The 2298-nt window shown below is 59.3% G+C and carries 4 protein-coding genes and 1 riboswitch; of the genes, 3 read left to right on the top strand and 1 reads right to left on the bottom strand.

Annotation, left to right across the window (positions count from 1 at the left end; all coding sequences use genetic code 11):
• A partial coding sequence (locus EN949_RS34640) for an aromatic ring-hydroxylating dioxygenase subunit alpha (RefSeq protein WP_164782657.1) occupies window positions 1-609 on the bottom strand: 609 nt, incomplete at its 3' end.
• A 114-nt stretch (window positions 610-723) separates the two neighbouring features.
• Window positions 724-926, bottom strand: a riboswitch (cobalamin riboswitch).
• Between the two features lie 511 nt (window positions 927-1437).
• On the opposite strand from EN949_RS34640, the gene EN949_RS34635 reads away from it, so the two are divergent.
• The 3 genes from EN949_RS34635 to EN949_RS34625 all read left to right on the top strand — a co-directional run bounded on the left by EN949_RS34635 (window position 1438) and on the right by EN949_RS34625 (window position 2230).
• Window positions 1438-1635: a DUF680 domain-containing protein gene (locus EN949_RS34635; RefSeq protein ID WP_013528268.1), complete on the top strand. Its 198-nt coding sequence runs from the start codon at window positions 1438-1440 to the stop codon at window positions 1633-1635.
• Between the two features lie 79 nt (window positions 1636-1714).
• Complete coding sequence (locus tag EN949_RS34630; RefSeq protein ID WP_013528267.1) at window positions 1715-1915, top strand: DUF680 domain-containing protein; 201 nt, start codon at window positions 1715-1717, stop codon at window positions 1913-1915.
• 69 nt (window positions 1916-1984) lie between these two features.
• Window positions 1985-2230 (top strand): DUF680 domain-containing protein, encoded by a 246-nt coding sequence (locus EN949_RS34625; RefSeq protein ID WP_013528266.1) that lies wholly within the window; start codon window positions 1985-1987, stop codon window positions 2228-2230.
• The last annotated feature ends 68 nt before the right edge of the window (window positions 2231-2298 follow it).

Genomic DNA, 2298 nt, shown 5'->3' with positions numbered 1-2298 from the left:
GTGGTAGCACTCGCGGTTGTTTTCCCAGACCAGCTTCCAGTTGCCCTTCTCGACGATCGTGCTCTCGAAGGCGATCTTTGCTTCACGCAGCCGGTGCGGCAAAAGATAGGGTTCGATCATCGCCCGCATCGGCGCGAAATCTGCCGGTTCCTTGGCCAGGCAGATGAAGATGTAGCCGCCGACGCTCTCGCAGGCGACCGGCTTCAGGCCGAAATCACTCTTGTCGAAACCGTCGGCCATCTGGCGGGCAAACAGCAGGCGGCCGTCCAGCTCGTAGGTCCACTGATGATACGGGCAGACGAGCTTTGCCGCGGTACCCTTCTCCGTGTTGCACACGCGGCTGCCGCGATGGCGGCAGGAATTGTGGAAGGCGTTGATCTTGCCGTGCTGGTCGCGGACAAGGACGACCGGATAATCGCCGACCTGCACGGTGATGTAGCTGCCCGGCTTCGGCAGTTCGCAATCATGGCCGATGAACAGCCAGTCGCGATACCAGATCAGCTCCATGTCGAGCTTGAAGTAGTCCGGATCGGTGTAGAAGGGCTGCTCCAGCGAAAAGCCTTGCCGGCGCCCCTTCAGGAGCCTCAGCATGTCGTTGCGGATATCCATGTCCTGTCCTCGTTCCTAAGGACTGAACTGGTGGTGACGGAGGAAGGATTGAAGCGCAGGCCGGCTGTGTGCCGGACATGCGCTATCCACCTCTTGACCGCCCACCGCGATCAGTCGAGTCTAAAAATCTCGGGCTGGTTTCCGGGCTCTGGAGTTGTCCTTGCGGACCATCGCGACACCTTCCCAGGCGGTTGCCCAGTGGTCTCCCGTTGCGACTTGAACTCCACCACCGTTGCGGGGGCAGCGCCGGATTCTGACCGGCTTCCCAATTCTCCGCCTCGTCGTCACGAAGCGGCACCTGAGATGGTATGATCTAACCACGATCGCGGGCGCGCCGTCGGCATGAAAACGACATCGTATCCATGCGGCGCGACACGGCATGCGAAACGCTACTGCAGCTCGTCGCGGGCCGAGATCCCACCTCCCGGGCGGCCATTTGCCGGCTGCGATCTTCCCGAATCCGACCCTTCGCGGGGGGTCAAAAAAGGTTAATGGTTTCGAAAAGTGACTATTAGTTCGCCCTAAAATCGAACCGAACGGTTCGTTTCTGTTGACGGTGCGTGCAGGACGGTGTGAACGCTGGGCCTCTGAAACAGTCAGTGATCCATCAGGTGGCTACACCTAACACACTGATATGAAGAAGAAAAATGCATCCCTAGATTCCGTTGGCACAATTTCAAGGTGTGGATTCATGGTCCACACGGAACAACTTCGTGATTGGAAAAGACGACCTTGCCCTCCCACATCGGGGCTGTCCGAACGACGCGATTTCATTTCCAAGACACGCCGCTAGACGGACGGAAAAAAGACGATACTGGAGTACCAAAAATGAAAAAGATCATTCTCACTGCCGCAGCCCTTCTGGCCATTTCCGGCAGCGCCTTCGCTGGTAGCGACCACTACGGTTCCAACGCCGCGGCAGCCACTGCTGTCGACAGCTCGTACACCGCTTCGACCAAGAAGTCGGAACCGGCTGCTCAGGCGCCTGCCCAGGGTGCTGACCGCAACCTCTTCGGCAACAACTAACAGCCGATTCCCAGTTTCCCGGTCGACGGCGGGCTCGCCCGCCGCCCTGGCGAAATTCAGACATTCAGGAGTATTCAAGATGAACAAGATCCTCATTGCTGCCGCCGCCGTTCTGGCCATCACCGGCAGCGCTTTCGCGGGCAGCGACAACTACGGTTCGAACGGCCCCAACCAGCCTGCCGCCGCTGTGGACCAGTCGTACACGGCTTCCACCAAAACCTCGGAACCGGCTGCCCAGACGCCCGCTCAGGGCAGCGACCGTAACCTCTTCGGTCGCTAACAACCAATTTCGCAACCGACGGCAGCTGTGTCTGCCGTCCTGGCGAAATCCAGAATTCAGGAGACTAAAATGAACAAGATCCTTATTGCTGCCGCCGCCGTTCTGGCCATCACCGGCAGTGCCTTCGCCGGCAGCGACAATTTTGGCTCCAATGGTGCCAATCAGCCTGCCGCCACGACTTCGGTCGACAGCACGCGCACCTCTTCGGTACGCAACACCGGTTCGCCGGTCTACAAGCTGCTGAACTCGTCGGGTGACACCACCCAGAAGTCTGCTCCGCAAGGTGCCGACCGCAACCTCTTCGGCAACAACTAACAACCGAAGTCGATCTCCAAGTCAAAGAGCGGCGGGCCCGGCCCGCCGCTCTTTTTTGTGCCTGACAA

The organism is Mesorhizobium sp. M7A.F.Ca.US.007.01.2.1 (assembly GCF_003998165.1).
Lineage (GTDB): Bacteria > Pseudomonadota > Alphaproteobacteria > Rhizobiales > Rhizobiaceae > Mesorhizobium > Mesorhizobium ciceri.
Note: the sequence above shows the minus strand (reverse complement) of the source record. Positions and strands in the feature narration are given on the sequence as shown.

Excerpts from the sequence above, each read along its gene's own strand:
- EN949_RS34630 (WP_013528267.1), top strand. The coding sequence starts at position 1,715 with ATGAACAAGATCCTCATTGCTGCCGCCGCCGTTCTGGCCATCACCGGC.
- EN949_RS34625 (WP_013528266.1), top strand. The coding sequence starts at position 1,985 with ATGAACAAGATCCTTATTGCTGCCGCCGCCGTTCTGGCCATCACCGGC.
- EN949_RS34635 (WP_013528268.1), top strand. The coding sequence starts at position 1,438 with ATGAAAAAGATCATTCTCACTGCCGCAGCCCTTCTGGCCATTTCCGGC.